This window comes from Algibacter lectus (assembly GCF_900112395.1).
Lineage (GTDB): Bacteria > Bacteroidota > Bacteroidia > Flavobacteriales > Flavobacteriaceae > Algibacter > Algibacter lectus.
Genome location: NZ_FOLN01000007.1, coordinates 65,805 through 83,801, shown reverse-complemented (window position 1 = coordinate 83,801; position 17,997 = coordinate 65,805). Strand labels below are relative to the sequence as shown.

The window sequence follows — 17,997 nt, the reverse complement described above, 5'->3', positions numbered from 1 at the left end:
GGTATAATACACACCTCAAACTATTAAGGAAAAATGAAAGAACACTTTAAACTTAAGCCGTATATGTTTTATTGCCTAATTTTAATAAGTATTTCGTGTAAACACGGAAATAAAAAGGACGCTCTAAATTTAGAAGCTGAAACTGAATTGAAAATAGATTCTATGGAAGCTAATCTCAACAACAAAAAATCGCTCACTAGCTCTGAATATAATACTGACTATTCCGAAATTGAAAATATTGAGCGACCAGAAAAAACAATTATTCGAAATTTAGCAATTGACACATCTAAAGCATTCGGAATTTGGACTCAAGATCCAAATGGACCTCATGCCGATTTTTGGCTCACTGAAAAATCATTTTATGTTGTAGACTATGACGGAGATGGAGCAATGCCATATATTTTAGACAAAAATGAAATCACTATATTTTACAAGGACTTTGTTCAAAAAGGAAGAATTACTTCAACAGAAAATGATACTCTGAAAATAAAATGGTCTGATAATGAGCAAGCAACTGAATATCTAAAATTCAAAAATTAATAAAGCACTATATACTAAAGCGCATAAAAATAACACTTAGTTTTTGCAAACACCAAAGTGACATCCACAAAAAAAGCCTTTCAATTTCTTGAAAGGCTTTTACTTTTTGGGTGGAAGACCGGATTCGAACCGGCGACCCTTGGTACCACAAACCAATGCTCTAACCAACTGAGCTACAACCACCATGTAACTTGCATTTTGTAATGCGTGTGCAAATGTAAACGATTTAAACGTTATCTACAAAGACTTTTTAAAAATTTTTACATAAAATTTTTAAAAAAACATCAGCAACATTCTAACTACTTTAAATCGAACAAACTACCAACTGCTGGCAAACGTTCTACATTAAAACCTTCGGCGTAAGCCACACCAACCAATCGTCCTAAATCTTGTGCGCGATAAGTTACACTATCTGTAAAGTTCTTGCTAGATATTGGAGTTACAGGTGCTTTACTATCTGGATCGTAAAATTGAGTTTTATATGCCAACACCGACTCCATTTTTATATCAATAACACTAGAGATATCAACAACAAAGTCTGGCTCTAAGTTTTTCCATTGTATATAATGGTATACTTGCTTTGGTCTCCAAGGTGCTTGCAGTGTGCCTTGATCATCTTTTGTCTCTATTTTTATCAGTCCGCTTAAAAAACAAGCATCACTAACTAACTTACTTCCTTTTCCATGATCGATGTGGCGATCATCAAAAGCATTACAAAGTATTATTTCTGGTTGATACTTACGTATCATTTTAATAACCTCTAATTGATGGGTTTTATCATTTACAAAAAAGCCATCGGCAAAGCCTAAATTCTCACGCACAGCAACACCTAATATCTTAGCTGCGTTACTAGCTTCTGTAAATCTAGTTTCTGCTGTACCACGCGTTCCTAATTCTCCTTGGGTTAAATCTATAATCCCCACTTTTTTGCCATTAGCAATTTCTTTAGCAATGGTACCACCACAACCTAACTCCACATCATCCGGATGTGCTCCAATGGCTAGAATATCTAATTTCATTTTTAACTTCTTTTAAATTTTTATTTCGTTTTTCAACCTACAAAATCAGAATACACTATCAAAATTCTTAATTATCGCAAAACTAGTGACTTCGCAAACGTATTCGTAAGTATTTTTTGCATTTAATGAGGCTCAAATATAACAATAATGAAAAAATAGACCCCAAATTCAAAGTATGACTTTCGTCATAATTACTCTTCTACATCTATAGTAATTTTACAGTATAATTATAGAACGACACTTATAGCGCTAAGCTAATAAACAATTATAAATTATGATCTACTTAATGCTTCTCATTTTAATTATAACTATTGGTCTCTTTGTTTGGGGAAAGTTTACACCAGATATTGTTGCATTAATATCTATGTTGAGTTTGTACTTAACAGGCATTTTAACTCCAACAGAAACCTTAAGCGGTTTTAGTAACCCAACAGTAATTATGATTGCCGCACTCTTTATAATAGGAGAAGGTATTGCTCAAACCGGATGGACGGCCTTAGCAGGTAAAAAGTTTGTAGAATGGGCAGGTAAAAGTGTTCCGAAGCTATTAGTAATTATCACGCTTGGTGCTGGTGTACTTTCTGGTTTTGTTAGTAATACGGGTACCGTTGCAACCTTAATGCCACTTACCATATCATCAGCTTGGAGCATTGGTACATTACCATCAAAAATGCTTATGCCTGTTGCTTTTGGATCTAACACAGGTGGTTTATTAACCCTAACAGGAACACCGCCAAACATTATTGCAAGTAACGCTTTAGTTGAAGCAGGATTCGATGGGTTTTCATTTTTCGAATTCGCCTTAATAGGTATACCATTACTACTTGTTGCCTTACTTTACTTTAGATATATAGGTTACAAATTATTACCAAGTAACAAAACAAATAACAAACCTGTAAACATTGAATCTACACTTTACAATTGGATTGAAGCCTACAAAGTACACGATGGATATTATAGACTACGCGTACGCTCAATATCACCATTAATTAATACAAAACTAGAAGCATGGCATTTTGAGAAAGACTATAATGTATCTATTATAAGAATTAAAAGAAGACACCCAAATGTTTTAAAAGGTATAGCACAGTTTGAAGAATTCCCTGTACCATCAACAGATTTACTATACCACGATATTATTACTGTAAAAGGTGATGCTAAAGACATTAACAAATTAATGATCACGTTTAGACTAGGGCTTTTACCTCTAGAGCCTATAACAACCGACGAATTAAAGCACAACTTAATCAACCAAGAGGTTGGAATGGCAGAAGTAATTGTAAATCCAAATTCTATTTTAGTAGGAAGAAAATATAAAGTAGGCGATTATTTTAAAAGATATGGTATTCAACTTTTAGCTGCCTCTAGAAATAACAAGCCTTTACTAGAAAAAGAAATAACTGTAAAAGTTGGTGATGCCTTTTTAATTAGAGGAACATGGGCACACATTGAAGATTTAAAAGAACAAAACGAAAACCTTGTTATCATTGGTAGCCCAGAAGGTATGGCTAAAAATGTGGAAAGCTTAAGTCCAAAATCATACATTGCTTTAGGCGCTTTAATCCTCATGATTATATTCATGGTCTTTAAAATTGTACCAGGCTCTATTGCTGCATTAATATCTGCAGGTGTCGTTTTATTAACAGGTTGCGTACCAATATCGAAAGCTTACAAAGGCATTAGCTGGACCAGTGTTGTTATGATTGCCGCAATGATACCAATGGGTATTGCATTACAAAAAACAGGCACAGCACAACTTATAGCAAGTGCTTTAGTAGACTATTTAGGAGCCATTCACCCTATTCTATTACTTGGTGGTGTGTTTTTACTAACAACAACCTTTAGCCAGGTCATTAACAACTCGGCCACAGCAGTTTTAATGGCACCGATAGCCATTTTAGCAGCAACATCATTAAACCTCTCGCCAGAACCGTTTATGATTATTGTAGCCATAAGTGCATCAACAGCATTTTTAACGCCAATAGGCACAACAACAAACGCAATGGTTATGACGGCCGGTGGTTACAAGTTTATGAACTACCTAAAAGTTGGAGCACCATTACTACTATTATTTTTCATTATATCATTAATACTTGTGCCAATTATTTGGCCATTTTAAACCATAAAATTATTAGGAACTTTAAAATCAATAATTATGAAAACGACAGAAACCATGACAAAACAAGCCGACTTAAAACAATACGGAATTGACGCTGCGAAAGTGAACTGGAATTTATCTCCAGAAGAACTTCAAAAAATTGCAGTAGCTGAAGGTTCTGGTGAAGAAACAGCTAACGGAACTCTAGTAATTAAAACAGGTAAGTTTACTGGTCGTTCTCCTCAAGATAGATTTATAGTAAAAGATGATTATACTGCTGAAAGAGTTTGGTGGGGAAAAACAAACAAAGCAGTTTCTCCAGAAAACTTTGATAAACTTGAAGCTGAAATTAAAAAGTATCTTTCTGGAAAAGAAATATACGCAAGAGATGGGTATGTGTGTGCAGAGCCAGAATACAGAACAAATATTAGAACAGTAACCGAGTATTCTTGGTCTAGCATGTTTGTTTTTAATATGTTTTTACGCCCAAGCCCAAGTGAGTTAGAAAACTTTAGTGAAGACTGGCTAGTACTTTGTGCTCCAGGATATGAATGTCCAGATCCTAAAGCATACGGTATCCGTCAAGGGAACTTCTCTATTATCAACTTTACTAAAAAAATAGCTTTAGTTGGTGGGTCTGCTTACACAGGAGAAATTAAAAAAGGTATCTTCTCTGCTATGAACATGGTTTTACCTGTAGAAAGAAATGTATTACCAATGCACTGCTCTGCTAACGTAGGCAAAAAAGGTGATACTGCTATTTTCTTCGGATTATCAGGAACAGGGAAAACAACACTTTCTGCAGATCCAGAAAGAAAATTAATTGGAGATGATGAGCATGGTTGGACAGCAGACAACACTATTTTTAACTTTGAAGGTGGATGTTATGCAAAAGTGATCGATTTATCTGAAGAAAAAGAACCAGACATCTTTAGAGCGGTTAAACCAGGGGCTTTACTTGAAAATATTTTAATTAAAGAAGATGGAGAACCAGATTATTTAGATAGCAGCATTACGCAAAACACACGTGTAAGTTACCCTATTTATCATATCGATAACATCCAAGAAACACTTTACGCAAACAACCCAAAAAACATCTTCTTTTTAACTTGTGATGCTTTTGGTGTATTACCTCCAGTATCTAAATTAACACCAGGCCAAGCGGCTTACCACTTCATCTCTGGGTATACTGCTAAAGTTGCTGGAACAGAAGCTGGAATTACAGAACCAGTACCATCATTCTCTGCTTGTTTCGGAGAACCATTTATGCCATTACACCCAACAGTTTACGGTGAAATGCTAAGTAAAAAAATGACTGAAGCTGGTGTAAATGTTTGGTTAATAAACACGGGATGGAGTGCTGGACCTTACGGTGTAGGATCTCGTATAAAATTAAAATATACAAGAGCGATGATTACAGCAATTCTAAACGGTGAGTTAGACAGCGTAGATTACGATCAAAACTTTATTTTCGGTTTACACATGCCAAAATACTGCCCAGGTGTACCAACTGAAATTTTAGACCCAATGAATACTTGGTTGAAAAAAGGAGAATATGTAGGGAAAGCAATTCAATTAGCACACTCTTTCCACTTAAACTTCGAGAAATTCGCAGCTCAAGCTTCAGAACAAATTATTGAAGGTGGGCCACTAATTGACGAACACCACCACTTAAACGAGAGTTTTTAATTAAGTGGATATTAATAGCAAAAAAAGGAGCTCGAAAAGAGCTCCTTTTATATTATAACTCTTTTTTTTGAAACAGTTTTCGGTTTTAAATCGTAGTAATTTTATGCTAAATTTTAAAACCTTATTACTAACTTAAATCACAACATCATGAAGTACTTATTAACTACAATAGTGCTTATTATTGCTATCTCTAACAGTTATAGTCAATCTCCAGAAGATAAATTAGGATCTTGGTATATGCTTGATGGCACACATAAAGTGGCCGATAAATGGAGCGTTAAAACAGGGGTTCAATTACGTTCTTTTGAAGTACTAGACAACTTAAATTTATTATTTTATTATGCTGGTGCCAACTACCATTTAAATAAAAAAACAACATTAACCTTAGTGTATTGCTATTTAGACATCGATAGAAGCTATTTACTGGCCGGAGAAAGCCATTTATATGAAAATAGACCTTACGAGCAAATAAGCTACACACAATCTACCAAAAGCCTTCCTGTTTATCATAGAGTAAGGTTAGAGCATCGTTTTTTAAACTATCAACATACACAAACTACATTACATAGATTTCGTTACAGATTAGGCACAAAAGTGAAATTGAGCGATAAAATGTTCTTCAATATCAATAATGAAATTTTCATGAACCTGCAGGATCAGGTTTTTACCGAAAATAGATTTTATGCGGCTATAGGCTTCAATGTTTCAAAAACTAGCAATTTTCAGCTAGGCTATTTAAATCATGAAATAAATAAATTGAATTTAAACCGACTACAAGTAGGTTACTTTTTCAAAACAGATTTAAGAAAAAAAGTGAAGTAATTTTATAATTTTCTTTTAACCGAACCAGCAAAGTCTTCAATATCGTCTTTTACTTTATCGAGTTCTTTTTTAATGTCTCCGGTTACACTAGTATCAATTCCGCTTTTCTCAGCAGTTTTGGTAATTTCGTGTTTAATATCGTTGGTAGCATCTTTTAGAGTACGCATACCTTTACCCAAACCACGTGCGATTTCGGGTATTTTATCGGCTCCAAAAACCATCACGACTATAAATAGTATAAAGGCGATTTCTGCTCCGCTAATAAATAAAAATGTTGCTAGTTGTATCACGTGGCAAATATAGTAACTTGTTTTATTAGTTTAAACATTTTTTAATTTGTTTAACTCAATTTTCAATTTAAAACAAAAAAAGCCGACTTTTTCAAGTCGGCTATAGTAAAGAATTCAATTGCTATCAATCAGCCCTTTACTTTTTCTTTAAATTTACTAAATGCAGTAGCATCATCTTTTGGCCACGCATTGTTAGAAGTATCCACATCGGCAGTTTCTAAATCTGGATCAATAACAAAACTCGTTATTGCTTTATTAGTTTTAAATACCTTTTTAACTTCAAACTCATTGTATCTCCATATTTCAGCAGGATATTTTTTTCTTTCTATAGTACCATCTTCATAAGTAATTTCTAAAATAATAGGCATTACTAATCCTCCTGGCTTTTCAAAAGTCACTTCATAAAAATGTTTTGGAGCTTCTTTTAATTTTGCTTTTTCTTCTGGAGATAAAGACTCTAAATATGTATTAAGCTCAGCAAAATCGCTTGCACTTTTAGCATCTTGAGGAATCACACCATTTACAGCTTCAGCATAATAAATAAAACGCCCTGGGTAATCCGCTAAATCCATTTTAAAACGTTTAGCTCTTTCCTTAGCACTTTCAGTTGGTTTATCTGTTAAATAGTATTGCTTAACATCTTTAACACCAATATCTGTATAATCGGTAGTATAGAACCAACCTCTCCAGAACCAATCTAAATCCATTGCAGAAGCATCTTCCATCGATCTAAAGAAATCTGCTGGAGTTGGGTGCTTAAACATCCAACGTTGTGAGTATGTTCTAAACGCGTAATCAAACAATTCTGGTCCCATAATAGTTTGTCTAAGCATATATAATCCTGCTGCAGGCTTTGTATATGCATTTGGACCAAATTGGTGCACATAATCACCTTGAGACATAATTGGAGAAATATTACTTTGATCGCCACCCATGTAAGGCACAATATCTTTTGGTAAGTTTCCGGTAATGTAGTTTGGATCGTAATCTAACTCAGCTAATGTTTCAACAAAAGAGTTTAAACCTTCATCCATCCAAGTCCATTGGCGCTCATCACTATTTACAATCATCGGGAAAAAGTTATGCCCAACTTCATGAGTAATTACACCAATCATTCCGCGTTTTAATCTTTCAGAATAAGTTCCATCTTCATTTGGACGCCCGTAGTTAAAACATATCATTGGGTATTCCATTCCCATTTCTGCATGTACAGAAACCGCTTTACTGTAAGGATAATCAAAAGTTAACTTAGAGTATTCTTCTAAAGTATTTGCAACTACACGTGTAGAGTGCTCTTCCCATAAAGGGTTACCTTCTTTAGAATACAAAGAAATAGCCATTACCGAACGGCCATTAATATCTACAGCCATAGCATCCCAAAGGAATTTTCTAGACGTTGCAAAAGCAAAATCTCTAACCTTATCGGCTTTAAAGTGCCATGTTTTTAATTTTGTGCTACGTTGCTTTTCAGCAGCTTCAGCTTCTTCTTGTGTTACAATAAAAACAGGATCTTTAAAAGATTTTTTAGCTAACTCAAAACGTTTTATTTGTTCTTTAGTTAAAACATCTTTTGGGTTTTGTAACTCACCCGTGGCTTCCATTTTATGGTCTGCAGGCACAGTTAACTTAACATCGTAATTTCCAAACTCTAAAGCAAATTCACTTCTGCCCCAGAATTGCATATTTTGCCAACCTTCTACATTATTATAAACACATAATCTTGGAAAAAACTGAGCAATAACATACGTATTGTTTCCATCAGGAAAAGCCTCGTAACCAGAACGTCCGCCCTGAGTAACGTGGTTATTTACGTTGTACCACCATTTTATTTCAAATTTAAAGGTATCGCCTGGCGCTAATGGTTTTGCCAAGTTAATACGCATCATGGTTTGATTGATAGTATATGATAAATCCGATCCGTTATCGTTTTTTACATGTTCTATATTAAATCCACCATCAAAACGCTCTTGAAGATTGTTTTTTGTAAAAGACTGCGCACTATTAAAAGGCGTTTTAAAACTTTCTTCCTTTACATCTGGAGTCTTTGAATCTTTAGCTCGCATGTTTTGGTCGAGCTGAATCCATAAATATTGTAAATGGTCTTTTGAATTGTTGTGGTACGTTATTTTTTCGTCACCAAAAATCTGACTCGTATTTTCGTCTAAACGAATATCCATTACATAGTCAACTTGTTGTTGGGTGTACTTGTAGCCTGGCGCACCAGAGGCTGTTCTAGTTTCGTTAGGCGTTGCCAACAAATCTTTCATTTGCCTAAACTTGTTTTGATCGGTATGACCTTGCGGTTTAGTGCTTGTGGGTTCTTGAGCGAAAAGGCTCGTGGAAATAAAAATTACAGATAGGAAACAATACTTCAGGATTCTCATTTTAGCTATAAATAGATTTAACAAATTTTCGGTTTTTAGAGCTAATACGTTTACTTATTAGAACTAAAAACGCTCGAAAATAATAAATCTAGAAGTTAATTAACATTAAATTAATTAAAATTTAACAGCGCTGAGGTATTTTTAGTGGTCAGTATAAAGCTTTTCTGTTTGGAGTTAATTTTAGTTTTAACAATATTTTGCTGATCTGGACATACTGCAAAAAGCATTTCATTGGAGACCTTTAACGATTTAACGTTTTGTATATCAACAACTTCAACATAAAACCTTACAATATCACCATCATATTCTTTACCCACAAATTGCAGTGTAGCAGGTTGTTTATTTATAGAAACCTTTAAATTGGTATTAATATATTTTTCTAGGTAAGCATTTGTAGCTTCAGTATCATTTTTTTCATCTAAAGTGATGTTTTCATCATAATTATAACGCAATGCTTTTTCTAAATCGTCAATAAAAACTCTAGAAATTATCTGAACCGCCTTTTTATCCTTCACATATTCAACCTGCGTAACACTAATGTAATATTTATGAATGCTTGTAAATGAAAAAAAGCTAAATGCTAAAAGGAGTAAAACTATTTTAAAACGATTCATTAATTATTTTTTTTTTGCTAAAGTAATTATTTTAGAAGTTCAAAAAGCATTCCAAAATATAAGTTCTTTTTTAAAACCGAAATATACACCCTTAATTCACAAAGAAATCTAAGGCTTTATATTTTCTAAATACTGCTTATATTTCATTCTTAAAAACACAAGCACTTTAAAATCGTTTTGGTTTTTACAGTATTTAATAAAATTAGCATCATCAGAACAGAAATAGAAAAAATCCATTTGCTTATCTTCATCTAGCGGGTTCGATGCAAAAAAATCTTTTCCTAAACGGCTTTTAATACTATGCATTAAACCATCTTTCTGCTCAATTTTCACGCGACGTTTAAGCATTTTAGTTCGGCCCGAAATGGCATTTATTATAGGCGTAAAACCAACAGAAGCACCAAGGCCGTAGCCAGAACTACCTAATCCAGGATTAAAACCAGAAGCCTCACTTAGCTGCCTTTCATTTATAGTAGCAATTCTACCGGTGTATCCCGGAATACCAACATCGAAGAAATTAAGAGGCCTATCGCCTTTTGTGTTTTTAATATCCGAAAGTAAATCGCCTGTTAGTATTTTACCAACAATAACAGTATCAAGCTGATTAACCTGCTCGTTTAACTTTACCAAAACGGCTTTATTAAGCACCGTTTCGTTAGAAACTACAATTTCTTGCAACTTATACCGAATAGACGTAAACACAATAGTATCATGCAATCGCACCCGCAATTTAAACTCACCTTGGGCATCGGTAACGGTATAAGCCTGTCCGGTTTTATTAATAACGTGTATATTTTCCACATCACTTACGCCGGTAACTTTACCAAGAATCTCAACCGTTTGCCCGTAGAAATTTAAAGACGCTAAAAAGAATAAAAATAGTAGTTTTTGTTTCACACTTTAATTTTAGAACTACGAATAACGACGATAATTTCTTAAAGAAATTACAAAACGCATCTAATATTTTGTTAAAGCTAACAACTCCTAGCCTTCTATTTAGCCTTCAAAAAAGCAACACTTCTCGCATTTAGCAACTCCAAGAACTCCATTTCTTTACCTTCGTTCAGTAAACTAAAATCAAAATTATTACGTTGCACATAATGTATAAACTCTTCCACGCGGTGCTCTGGAATATCAAAATTATCCACTAAAAACTCCGATCCAAAATAATATTTAACCGCCTCAATAGGAACTTCCGGAATTCCCTTTGCCTCTTTATTTTTAACCTTCGATCTAAATAAAGGTAACAACAATTGATCTACAACATTTATCACATTCAGTCCGTTTACCATCGGCATATGCTCTCTACCAATAGCGTCATTAACCGTTTGTGTACTATAATCTTGAGCAAACTCAAATTCATCCTTATGCTTAATACCATAGTAAAGCGCATCCAACTTAGGCAAAAACGGCTTAGCCACTTCCATATCTTCAGCTAAAACACCTGTCAGTTTTTGTGGCAAAAGTATAATTTCGTCCAGCTTATTAATTTCCATAATTAAAAACACCTTCATACTCTTAGACCCCACAATATCCTCATTCACAGTAAATTTAATGTTCTGAAATTGCAAGGCACTCACCTCAATCACATCATTAAGGCGCACCGCAAGTGTAAACTCACCACGATCGTCGGTAACCGTCCCTACATTAGACGATGCATTAAAAACGGTAATACCGCCAAGCTCGCTACTTTCAACAATAATTTTTCCTTCAACATTAAACCGCTGAAAATCTTGCGAAAAAGCAAAACTACTTATTAAACAAACCAGTAAAAGTATTTTAAATTTCATATGTTCTTTTTTATTAAAAATACGTTTTAATCAAGTCTTCATCAAGTAAAACAGAAAAAAATACATTAAAAAAAATAAATTTATTTAGTTTTACCCTCTAAAGAAAAACATCATGCAACAAATTACCATTGCCAGCACCTCTACCCTACACGGTTCGGGATATTTAGAATACCTACTCGATTACCTCAGCGTATTTTTTAAAAATGCCGATACCATTCTATTTATACCCTACGCTAGGCCAGGTGGCATAAGTCATGATGCTTATACAGAAACCGTACAAAAAGCATTCGCTAAAATCGATAAAAGCGTTACCGGAATCCATAAACACAGTAATCCTGTTGAAGCCGTAGCACAAGCCGAAGCCATTTTTGTAGGTGGCGGCAACACCTTTGTACTTACCAACCAATTGTACAAAAACAACCTCATCGATGCTGTACAACAAGCCGTTAAAACCGGAACACCATATTTAGGCACCAGTGCAGGCAGTAACATTTGCGGACTCACCATAAAAAACACCAACGATATGCCCATAGTATATCCGCCAAGTTTCAATGCATTAGCCTTGGTACCCTTCAATATCAATCCGCATTATTTAGACCCATTGCCAGATAGCAAACACATGGGCGAAACTAGAGAAACCCGCATAAAAGAATTCCACAATTTCAACACCAACCCCGTAGTAGGCCTACGAGAAGGCAGTTGGCTGGCCGTTTCAGGAAAATCTATAAAGTTAAAGGGCGAACTACCCGCACGTATTTTCGAGTACAACAAAGCACCTTACGAGGTCGCGCCAGACACCCAATTAAATCATTTAAAATAAAAAGAGTAACATATTAAAATTCAGAATACAATTTTGGGCGGGTTTTTAAGAAAAATAAAAACCGCGCTATCCGTTATATCTTTTTACGAGGAAAAATTAAGCTAATCAAATTAGCTAGAGCATAAACAAAACAACAGCTATTTTAAGCCATTTTAATAAGTCGTAAAAAGGATGCCACTGCTATCGCTCCCGCAATAACCCGCCAACATCATTAATTATAGTAACATAAAGTGTACTTGCTAAGTTCAGTAAAAAATAAAAAATGTGCTTAGTTCAATTTATAAGCAAGCATCACACCACCTCTATACGGCAACCACTCTCCACTCTTATTATAGCGCACTGCACCATCACCACGCTCACCTGTAGTTTGGTTGTATGCTTTATAAAAAGCCTGATGCGTACCACCACCAAGAAAAATATCGATATTAAACCGGTCACTTAGGCGTTTTTGTATTCCTATGGTTACACCTGCGGTATATCCAAAACCTTGTTCGTAAGCGCTATTCCTTCTAAAAAACTTAGATAATTTAAAAGTTGTACCAGCAATATGCCCACCCACATAAAAACCTTTAAAACGCTCCTTAAAGTAATAACGAAATTCTGGAGTCACAATCAAAAACTGTAACGGTGCACCATCTACAGAATCCCAAAAAGAAGCAATTGCATCTATTTGAAACGTCCACTTTTTACTCAAGCCCGTTTCAAGACCAATGTGTGGCATAGCCGCCAAAAGTGTCACTGCATTTCCCTTTAAATAGGTTCCTTTAGAATCAGACGCTAAATCAACATCATTTTGAGCATTCATTTTAAAGAAACCAAAGACTAAAAAAACAACAAAAACACACGCTTTATAATTCATAATTTATTTGTTTTTAAACATTTTCGAGTTAAAACTAAGCAAAATCTTTACAATATCACTTGCTACAATTTTAATGTAAACTAAAGGTTAATTCTTACATAAAAGCAACAAATACACTCACAATTACGAAGTTGATAATTTCAAGCAATAATTCTTGTCAATTTCGCAGACATACCCTCGAAAACTACTTATTTCACAAGGGTTTACAGCGTTTTTTACAAAATCAAAACCAGTCAGAAAAACCTCCAAAATCACCCGAAAAATCGACGAAATGCATGCTTTTTTCTTTTAAAAACACAGCGCTTTGTCTTTAACCGATTTTAATGAGGTGTTGGGCGAAATGTAAACATCCCGTCTTTTTATTCAACAAAACATTTCTAATTTAGCAGTGTTAAAACATTACTGATTAATAGCTACGTATTTGTTTAACAGTTAAAGGTGAATTTAGTTTTTTAAACCCCTATTTAAAAAGCAGATCAATAACCGTTAAACAATTGAAATTTTAAATGCTAATCTGTGTTTTTGACATCTACTTTCAAATGTGGGTATCTCATCCCATTTTAGCACGAAAATGAATTTAATGATAGTATTAAGTGTACCCTTAATCCAGGTATCCTTATCCGCTATTTAAAATATTTAAAACCGCCCTCAAGGGATATTTATTAATTAAATCCAATTTATTATGAAAAAAAGTAAATTAATTTCATTAGTGTGTTTATCGTTAACTGTGTCGTACATGTTTTTAACCTTATTAAGTTACATCTTAGTAAACTAAAAACAACCGCACATTGGAGTCTTTACAGTTAGCATCCACTCGTTTTAGTCGTTAACGCGACTATTAATTAAATTTGAAGAAATGATCTGGAATGTTATCTATGTAAAGCCAAGAACCGAGAAAAAAGTGGAAGCCGCATTGTTAAAAATGGGGATTAAAGCTTACTGTCCTGTAGTTACAGAAATCCACCAATGGTCCGATAGAAAAAAAAAGGTAGAGGTACCTTTACTTAAATCCTACGTTTTTGTTCAATTAAACGATAACGAGCGCGATTTAGTTTTTCAAGTGGCCAATGTGGTACGTTACCTCTTCTGGTTGGGTAAACCCGCTATTGTAAGAGATAACGAAATAACAATAATGCAGAACTGGCTAGTTGCTCAAAACACGACCTTTACCGTAGAGAGCATCCAACCCGGAGACCGCATTGCAATAAAAACCGGACCTTTTAAAGGAGAGAAAGGGCTTGTTAAAGAAATAAGTAAAAATAGAATCCAATTATTACTTTTGGATTTAGAAATGAAAATTACTTTAAACAGGGCATAACCTTGTTTAAAGTATTTTTTTTTGAATAATACTGGGTCCGTAATGGGACTCAGGAGGCGGAGCCGTGTAAAACGGCCATTAAAATAGAATACAAATCAACTTTATAAATTACAAAAAGTAGAAACTTATTAAATCATGGCAAACAAAGTAGCGTTCATAACAGGAGTAACAGGTCAAGATGGTGCATATTTAAGCGAATTTTTATTAAAAAAGGGCTATACTGTCCATGGCTTAAAACGTCGATCTTCATTATTCAATACTGATAGAATCGATCACCTTTACCAAGATCCACATGTAGAAGAACGTAATTTTATTTTGCATTATGGTGATATGACGGATAGTACTAACTTAATCCGTTTAATTAAAGAAATTCAACCCGACGAGATTTACAACCTTGCAGCCATGAGCCACGTACACGTATCTTTCGAGATACCAGAATACACAGCAAATGCAGATGGTATTGGAACATTAAGAATTCTTGATGCCGTTAGACTATTAGGTTTAGAGAAGAAAACTAGAATTTACCAAGCCTCTACATCAGAGTTATATGGTAAAGTTCAAGAAGTACCTCAATCGGAAACCACACCATTCTATCCACGTTCGCCTTATGCTGTTGCAAAAATGTACGCTTACTGGATTACTGTAAATTATAGAGAAGCTTACGGTATGTATGCTTGTAATGGTATTTTATTTAATCACGAGTCGCCTATTAGAGGAGAAACTTTTGTAACACGTAAAATTACGAGAGCGACATCAAGAATTGCTTTAGGTTTACAAGATAAATTCTATTTAGGAAATTTAGATGCTAAACGTGACTGGGGCCATGCCAAAGATTATGTACGCATGATGTGGATGATTCTTCAAGCAGAAGAAGCTGAAGATTGGGTAATCGCTACCGGAAAAACAACCACCGTTAGAGACTTTGTAACCTTAAGTTTTGCAGAAGTAGGTATTACTTTAGAATTTAAAGGCGAAGGTGTTAACGAAAAAGGATATGTAAAATCTTGTTCTAACGAAAAATACCAAATCGAAATTGGTAAAGAAGTCTTAGCTGTAGATCCTAAATATTTCAGACCAACAGAAGTAGAATTATTAATAGGAGATGCTACTAAAGCAAACACAAAACTAGGTTGGGAATGTCAATACGAACTTGCCGACTTAGTAAAAGATATGATGCAAAGTGATTTACACTTGATGCAAAAAGATTGTTATTTAAAAGAAGGAAATTACCAAACCTTAAACTATTTTGAATAGTATGAACAAACAATCTAAAATATACATCGCTGGCCATAGAGGTATGGTCGGCTCTGCTATTTGGCGCGCTTTAGAAGCTTCGGGCTACAACAACCTTGTAGGTCAAACCAGTGCAGAACTCGATTTACGTAATCAAAGTGCGGTACAAGCCTTTATAGAAACCACCAAACCAGACGTTATTATAGATGCGGCTGCAAAAGTGGGTGGTATTTTAGCCAATAGCCAATACCAATTTGAGTTTTTATTAGAGAACATGCAAATTCAGAATAACCTGATCGATGCGGCTCACAAACAAAACATTTCAAAGTTTATCTTTTTAGGCAGCTCATGTATTTATCCTAAACTGGCTACGCAACCTTTAAAAGAAGAATACTTACTTACAGGCCCATTAGAACCTACTAACGATGGTTATGCCATTGCTAAAATTTCTGGTGTACGTTTATGCAAAGCCATTCGCGATCAATATCAAAAAGATTTTGTAAGCTTAATGCCTACTAATCTATATGGTCCTCACGATAATTTCGATTTAAAATCATCGCATGTATTACCAGCCATGATTCGTAAATTCCACGAAGCCAAACTTAACGATAACGCTACCGTAACCCTTTGGGGCAGCGGATCGCCAATGCGTGAATTTTTACATGTGGAAGATATGGCACAAGCTGTTGTTTTTGCTTTAGAAAACAAATTGCCAGAGCATCTTTATAATGTAGGTACCGGTACCGATGTTACTATTAAAAATTTAGCCGAAACCGTACAACGTATTGTAGGGCACCAAGGCACTATTGTTTGGGACGATACCAAACCAGATGGCACGCCAAGAAAACTTATGGATGTTTCTAAAATGAAAACCTTAGGTTGGCAAGCCACAACACCTTTAGATCAAGGTATAGAAAACACCTATAATTGGTTTCTGTCTAATGAAGCTTCTTATAAACAAGTAAAATTATAAATTAACAACACATACATCATGCTCGCAACGCTAGAAAACACCTCAACCACAGTTTTAAAACCTAAAAAAATCACATCAATTTGTTGTATTGGTGCGGGTTATGTAGGCGGACCAACTATGGCCGTAATGGCTCAAAAAAACCCAGACATTAAAGTAACCGTAGTCGATTTAAACAAACAACGTATTGCAGACTGGAACGATAGCGATTTATCTAAATTACCCATTTTTGAACCTGGTTTAGACCAAGTGGTTGCAGAAGCTAGAGGACGCAATCTATTTTTCTCTACAAACGTAGATGATGCTATTCGCGAAGCAGACATGATTTTTATTTCGGTAAACACACCTACCAAAACCTACGGTTCTGGTAAAGGCATGGCGGCCGACTTAAAATATATCGAATTATGTGCCAGACAAATTGCACAAATTGCAACTACCGATAAAATTGTAGTCGAAAAATCAACCTTACCGGTAAAAACAGCACAGGCCATAAAATCTATTTTAGACCACACAGGCAACGGTGTTAAATTTCAAATATTATCAAATCCTGAATTTTTAGCTGAAGGTACAGCTATGACGGATTTAGCAAATCCTGATCGTGTATTAATAGGTGGCGAACAAACCGAAGAAGGTTTACAGGCCATTCAATCTTTGGTAGATGTATATGCCACTTGGGTACCAAAAGCACAAATTTTAACCACTAATATATGGTCGTCAGAGCTTTCTAAATTGGTCGCTAACGCTTTTTTAGCACAACGTGTATCGTCTATTAACGCCATCTCCGAGCTTTGCGAAGTTACCGAAGCTAATGTAGAAGAAGTTGCTAGAGCTATTGGTATGGACTCACGCATTGGCCCTAAATTCTTAAAAGCCTCTGTAGGTTTTGGAGGGTCTTGTTTCCAAAAAGATATTTTAAACCTCGTCTATATTTCAAAATCTTTAGGTTTAACTGAAGTGGCCGATTACTGGGAGCAGGTTATTATCATGAATAACCACCAACGCGATCGCTTTGCAAACAATATTGTATCTACACTTTACAATACGGTTTCTGGTAAAAAAATAGCCTTTTTAGGTTGGGCCTTTAAAAAAGACACCAACGATACCCGCGAATCTGCTGCCATTTACGTCGCCGATAAATTGATTGACGAGCAAGCGCAAATTAGCGTTTACGATCCTAAAGTAACCGCCGTACAAATGCAAGCCGATTTAAATTATTTAAATACCCGATCGGAAGCTGAAAACGAAAACTTTGTAAAAACAGAAACCGATGCATACAAAGCTTTAGAAGGCGCTCACGCTATTGCGGTACTTACAGAATGGGATGAATTTAAAACTTACAACTGGCAACGTATTTACGACAGCATGAGCAAACCTGCTTTTGTTTTTGACGGTCGAAATGTATTAGATAAAGTAGCTTTAGAAACTATTGGGTTTAGAGTGCAATCGATAGGTAAGTAAAAAAACGTTACCTAACTCACAACTCCTTTAATAGAAATTAAATTTATGACGAATTCAAAAAAAGTAATAAATAACACTTTTTTTCTATACATA

16 protein-coding genes and 1 tRNA gene are annotated in these 17,997 nt (G+C 34.9%); 9 read left to right on the top strand and 8 right to left on the bottom strand.

Going from position 1 to position 17,997, the window contains the following annotated elements:
• Nucleotides 1-33: 33 nt before the first annotated feature.
• Nucleotides 34-540 (top strand): hypothetical protein, encoded by a 507-nt coding sequence (locus BM246_RS13250; RefSeq protein ID WP_042497938.1) that lies wholly within the window; start codon nucleotides 34-36, stop codon nucleotides 538-540.
• Between the two features lie 108 nt (nucleotides 541-648).
• Here the strand turns inward: BM246_RS13250 and BM246_RS13245 are convergent.
• Both BM246_RS13245 and bshB1 read right to left on the bottom strand, forming a co-directional pair.
• A tRNA-His gene (locus BM246_RS13245) sits at nucleotides 649-724 on the bottom strand.
• Nucleotides 725-839: 115 nt separating this feature from the next.
• The gene (gene bshB1 / locus BM246_RS13240) at nucleotides 840-1,559 is read right to left on the bottom strand and encodes a bacillithiol biosynthesis deacetylase BshB1 (RefSeq protein WP_074938533.1); all 720 of its coding nucleotides are present in this window, start codon (nucleotides 1,557-1,559) and stop codon (nucleotides 840-842) included.
• A 274-nt stretch (nucleotides 1,560-1,833) separates the two neighbouring features.
• Here bshB1 and BM246_RS13235 point away from each other — a divergent pair, with 274 nt between their 5' ends.
• The 3 genes from BM246_RS13235 (at nucleotide 1,834) to BM246_RS13225 (ending at nucleotide 6,168) form a co-directional block, all read left to right on the top strand.
• A complete protein-coding gene (locus BM246_RS13235) occupies nucleotides 1,834-3,678 on the top strand; it encodes an SLC13 family permease (RefSeq protein ID WP_231961859.1) in 1,845 nt (614 codons plus the stop codon).
• A 36-nt stretch (nucleotides 3,679-3,714) separates the two neighbouring features.
• Nucleotides 3,715-5,346, top strand: a complete 1,632-nt coding sequence (gene pckA / locus BM246_RS13230; protein ID WP_074938530.1) for a phosphoenolpyruvate carboxykinase (ATP) — start codon at nucleotides 3,715-3,717, stop codon at nucleotides 5,344-5,346.
• 147 nt (nucleotides 5,347-5,493) lie between these two features.
• A complete protein-coding gene (locus BM246_RS13225) occupies nucleotides 5,494-6,168 on the top strand; it encodes a DUF2490 domain-containing protein (protein ID WP_042506181.1) in 675 nt (224 codons plus the stop codon).
• 2 nt (nucleotides 6,169-6,170) lie between these two features.
• On the opposite strand, the gene BM246_RS13220 is transcribed toward BM246_RS13225, so the two are convergent.
• From BM246_RS13220 to BM246_RS13200, 5 genes are all read right to left on the bottom strand, one after another.
• Entirely contained in the window at nucleotides 6,171-6,458 is a 288-nt protein-coding gene (locus BM246_RS13220; protein ID WP_042497928.1) for a Sec-independent protein translocase subunit TatA/TatB, read from the bottom strand.
• 128 nt (nucleotides 6,459-6,586) lie between these two features.
• Nucleotides 6,587-8,842: a M1 family metallopeptidase gene (locus tag BM246_RS13215; RefSeq protein ID WP_042506185.1), complete on the bottom strand. Its 2,256-nt coding sequence runs from the start codon at nucleotides 8,840-8,842 to the stop codon at nucleotides 6,587-6,589.
• A gap of 110 nt (nucleotides 8,843-8,952) precedes the next feature.
• The gene (locus BM246_RS13210) at nucleotides 8,953-9,456 is read right to left on the bottom strand and encodes a DUF6702 family protein (RefSeq protein ID WP_074938529.1); all 504 of its coding nucleotides are present in this window, start codon (nucleotides 9,454-9,456) and stop codon (nucleotides 8,953-8,955) included.
• Nucleotides 9,457-9,564: 108 nt separating this feature from the next.
• A complete protein-coding gene (locus tag BM246_RS13205) occupies nucleotides 9,565-10,353 on the bottom strand; it encodes a hypothetical protein (RefSeq protein ID WP_074938527.1) in 789 nt (262 codons plus the stop codon).
• Between the two features lie 95 nt (nucleotides 10,354-10,448).
• Entirely contained in the window at nucleotides 10,449-11,246 is a 798-nt protein-coding gene (locus BM246_RS13200) for a hypothetical protein (RefSeq protein WP_074938526.1), read from the bottom strand.
• A gap of 112 nt (nucleotides 11,247-11,358) precedes the next feature.
• On the opposite strand from BM246_RS13200, the gene pepE reads away from it, so the two are divergent.
• Nucleotides 11,359-12,066: a dipeptidase PepE gene (gene pepE, locus BM246_RS13195; protein WP_074938524.1), complete on the top strand. Its 708-nt coding sequence runs from the start codon at nucleotides 11,359-11,361 to the stop codon at nucleotides 12,064-12,066.
• A gap of 268 nt (nucleotides 12,067-12,334) precedes the next feature.
• Here the strand turns inward: pepE and BM246_RS13190 are convergent, their stop codons facing one another.
• Nucleotides 12,335-12,925: a DUF3575 domain-containing protein gene (locus BM246_RS13190; RefSeq protein WP_074938523.1), complete on the bottom strand. Its 591-nt coding sequence runs from the start codon at nucleotides 12,923-12,925 to the stop codon at nucleotides 12,335-12,337.
• An 856-nt stretch (nucleotides 12,926-13,781) separates the two neighbouring features.
• On the opposite strand from BM246_RS13190, the gene BM246_RS13185 reads away from it, so the two are divergent.
• From BM246_RS13185 to BM246_RS13170, 4 genes are all read left to right on the top strand, one after another.
• The gene (locus tag BM246_RS13185) at nucleotides 13,782-14,243 is read left to right on the top strand and encodes a UpxY family transcription antiterminator (protein ID WP_074938521.1); all 462 of its coding nucleotides are present in this window, start codon (nucleotides 13,782-13,784) and stop codon (nucleotides 14,241-14,243) included.
• A gap of 135 nt (nucleotides 14,244-14,378) precedes the next feature.
• Nucleotides 14,379-15,497: a GDP-mannose 4,6-dehydratase gene (gene gmd / locus BM246_RS13180; protein WP_042506194.1), complete on the top strand. Its 1,119-nt coding sequence runs from the start codon at nucleotides 14,379-14,381 to the stop codon at nucleotides 15,495-15,497.
• Between the two features lies 1 nt (nucleotide 15,498).
• Nucleotides 15,499-16,449, top strand: coding sequence for a GDP-L-fucose synthase family protein (locus tag BM246_RS13175; protein WP_074938520.1), 951 nt, complete (start codon nucleotides 15,499-15,501; stop codon nucleotides 16,447-16,449).
• 18 nt (nucleotides 16,450-16,467) lie between these two features.
• A complete protein-coding gene (locus tag BM246_RS13170) occupies nucleotides 16,468-17,904 on the top strand; it encodes a UDP-glucose 6-dehydrogenase (protein WP_074938518.1) in 1,437 nt (478 codons plus the stop codon).
• Nucleotides 17,905-17,997: the final 93 nt, after the last annotated feature.